Raw genomic sequence first — 3,459 nt, forward strand, 5'->3', positions numbered from 1 at the left:
CGCCGCGCAGCGGGTTGTCCTCGGCGGGCCAGACGCCGGAGGCGACCTTCTCGATCTCCGCGCGAATGGCGATCATCGCGTCGCAGAACCGGTCCAGCTCGCCCAGGTCCTCGGACTCGGTCGGCTCGATCATCAGCGTGCCGGCCACCGGGAAGGACATGGTGGGCGCGTGGAAGCCGTAGTCGATCAGGCGCTTGGCCACGTCGTCCACGCTGACACCGGTCGCCTTGGTCAGGGGGCGCAGGTCGATGATGCACTCGTGGGCGACCAGGCCGCCGGGGCCGGTGTAGAGCACCGGGAAGTGCGGCTCGAGGCGCTTGGCGATGTAGTTGGCGGAGAGCACGGCCACCTGGGTGGCGCGCTTGAGGCCCTCGCCGCCCATCAGGCGGACGTACGCCCAGGAGATGGGCAGGATGCCCGCGCTGCCCCAGGGCGCCGCCGAGATCGGGCCGACGCCCGTCTCCGGACCGGCCGCGGGCTGCATCGGGTGGTTGGGGAGGTACGGCGCCAGGTGGGCGCGGACCGCCACCGGGCCGACGCCGGGGCCGCCACCGCCGTGCGGGATGCAGAACGTCTTGTGCAGGTTCAGGTGGGAGACGTCGCCGCCGAAGTGGCCCGGCTTGGCGAGGCCGACCAGGGCGTTGAGGTTGGCGCCGTCCACGTAGACCTGGCCGCCGGCGTCGTGCACCTGGGCGCAGATGTCGGCGACGTGCTCCTCGAAGACGCCGTGCGTCGACGGGTAGGTGATCATCAGCACGGACAGCTCGTCGCGGTGCTGCTCGATCTTGGCGCGCAGGTCGTCGACGTCGATCTCGCCGTCCCCGGCGGTCTTCACGACGACGACCTTCATCCCGGCCATCACGGCGCTCGCCGCGTTGGTGCCGTGCGCGGAGGACGGGATGAGGCAGACGGTGCGCTGCGCGTCGCCGTTGGCCCGGTGGTAGGCGCGTACGGCCAGCAGTCCGGCCAGCTCGCCCTGGGAACCTGCGTTGGGCTGGAGGGAGACCTTGTCGTACCCGGTGACCTCCGCGAGCCGGTCCTCCAGCTCGCGGATGAGGGTGAGGTAGCCCTCGGCCTGCTCGGCGGGGGCGAAGGGGTGCAGCGCGCCGAACTCGGGCCAGGTGACCGGCTCCATCTCGGTGGTCGCGTTCAGCTTCATGGTGCAGGAGCCGAGCGGGATCATGCCCCGGTCGAGCGCGTAGTCGCGGTCGGACAGCTTGCGCAGGTAGCGCAGCATGGCCGTCTCGGAGCGGTGCTCGCGGAAGACCGGGTGGGTGAGGTAGTCGTCGGTGCGCAGCAGCGCCTCGGGCAGCGTGTCCTCGGCCGCCGTGTCGAGCGCCTCGATGTCGCCCTCGACGCCGAAGGCGGCGAAGACGGCCTCGAGCTGAGCCCGGTTGGTGGTCTCGTCGCAGGCCAGGGAGACGTGGTCGGCGTCGACGAGGCGCAGGTTGACCCCGCCCTCGCGGGCGGCGGCGACGACCTCGGCGGCCCTGCCGGGCACGCGCGCCGTGAGGGTGTCGAAGTAGGCGCCGTGCACGATCTCGACACCGCCGGCGCGCAGTCCCCCGGCGAGGATCGTGGCGTAGCGGTGGGTGCGGCGGGCGATGGTCCGCAGCCCGTCGGGACCGTGGTAGACGGCGTACATGCCGGCCATGACGGCGAGCAGCACCTGGGCGGTGCAGATGTTGCTGGTGGCCTTCTCGCGCCGGATGTGCTGCTCGCGGGTCTGGAGCGCCAGGCGGTAGGCACGGTGCCCGTCGGCGTCGACGGACACACCGACCAGGCGGCCGGGCAGGCTGCGGGCGAACTTCTCGTGCACGGCCATGTAACCGGCGTGCGGTCCGCCGAAGCCCATGGGGACGCCGAAGCGCTGGGTGGTGCCGATGGCGATGTCCGCGCCCAGCTCACCGGGCGAGGTGAGCAGGGTGAGCGCCAGCAGGTCCGCGGCGACGGTGACGAGCGCGCCGAGCGCGTGCGCCTGCTCGATCACCGGCTTCAGGTCGCGCACGGCACCGGAGGCGCCCGGGTACTGGAGCAGCACGCCGGTGATGTCGCGGGCGGCGACGTCGGCCGGGATGCCCTCGCTCAGGTCGGCGACGACGACCTCGACACCGGCCGGCTCGGCTCGGGTCTCGATGACGGCGACGGTCTGCGGCAGGGTGTCCGCGTCGACCAGGAAGAGGCCCTTCTTGTTCCTGCCCATGCGCCGGGAGAGCGCCATCGCCTCGGCGGCGGCGGTGCCCTCGTCCAGCAGGGAGGCACCGGAGGTGGGCAGCCCGGTGAGGTCCGCGACCATCGTCTGGAAGTTCAGCAGGGCCTCGAGCCGGCCCTGGGAGATCTCCGGCTGGTACGGCGTGTAGGCCGTGTACCAGGCGGGGTTCTCCATGACGTTGCGCAGGATGACCGGCGGGGTGAAGGTGCCGTAGTAGCCCAGGCCGATCATGGAGCCGAGGACCTGGTTGTGGTCCGCGAGCCCGCGCAGCTCGGCGATCACCTCGGCCTCGGTGCGGGCACCGGGCAGGTCGAGCGCGTCGGCGTTCTTGATCACGTCCGGCACCGCGGCGGCGGTCAGCTCGTCGAGGGAGCCGTAGCCGACCTGCGCGAGCATCTTGGCCCGCGCCTCCTGGTCGGGGCCGATGTGGCGCTGCTCGAAGGGGATGCCCGCTTCGAGCTCGGCGAGCGGAATGCGAGGGGCGGTCATGTGCGGAGGCCTCCTGGTCTGACGCGACCTGCGAGGGGCACCACGGCTCGGGTGCCCACCGGCCTCCCCCTCTGTCATCTCGTACCTGAGAGCTTCACCGGGGGCCAGCGGACCCCGGCTTGCACCGTCGGTGAGGGCGGGAGCCACGGCGCCCGCCCTGCTTTCCAGAGTGACCTCGTCCGTGCGGTACGGGGGCCTGAGAGATTCCGGGGAGGAGTTGCTCCTTCGGCGCCTCCGAATGACTCGGAGGACTCTCCCGCACGGGGTCAGCAGCCGACTTCAGCCTACCAGCGGGGTCCTGAGCACGGCGTTCGAGTGGCCGCCCGGCTGATTGTGCTCTTTTGTAGTGCTTACGGATGAGTTGCGACCATGTGAAGGGAGAGGGATCGTGCAGACCGACATCGATCCGCGCAGCCTGATCGGCCGCAAGGCGTTCGACCGCGCCGGCACCAAGATCGGCACCATAGACGAGGTGTACCTCGACGACGCGACCGGCGTCCCGGAATGGGCGGCGGTGCGCACCGGCCTCTTCTCCCGCGACGCGTTCGTCCCGCTGGAGCCCAGCGAACTGGTCGACGGCGCGCTCCGCGTCCCCTTCGAACGCGCCCTCATCAAGGACGCCCCCGACTTCGGCGTGGGCCGTCATCTCTCCCCGGAGCAGGAACTCCAGCTCTACCACCACTACGGCCTCGCGGTGGGCCCCTCCGCCCGGCCCACCCCGGACCGCGACTTCGGCAGGGTCGCGGGCACCGAGGAAC

The 3,459-nt window shown here is 71.6% G+C and carries 2 protein-coding genes and 1 riboswitch; of the genes, one reads left to right on the plus strand and one right to left on the minus strand.

From position 1 onward, the window contains the following. Positions 1 to 2,701, minus strand: a 2,701-nt coding sequence (gene gcvP, locus CCN33_RS28690) for an aminomethyl-transferring glycine dehydrogenase (RefSeq protein ID WP_107484015.1), incomplete at its 3' end; no start/stop codon positions are given. Between the two features lie 174 nt (positions 2,702 to 2,875). After that, a riboswitch (glycine riboswitch) is annotated at positions 2,876 to 2,970 on the minus strand. A 119-nt stretch (positions 2,971 to 3,089) separates the two neighbouring features. Here gcvP and CCN33_RS28695 point away from each other — a divergent pair. Beyond that, a partial coding sequence (locus tag CCN33_RS28695) for a PRC-barrel domain-containing protein (protein WP_086696311.1) occupies positions 3,090 to 3,459 on the plus strand: 370 nt, incomplete at its 3' end.

Source organism: Streptomyces recifensis, assembly GCF_002154615.1.
GTDB classification, from domain to species: Bacteria; Actinomycetota; Actinomycetes; order Streptomycetales; family Streptomycetaceae; genus Streptomyces; species Streptomyces griseoluteus.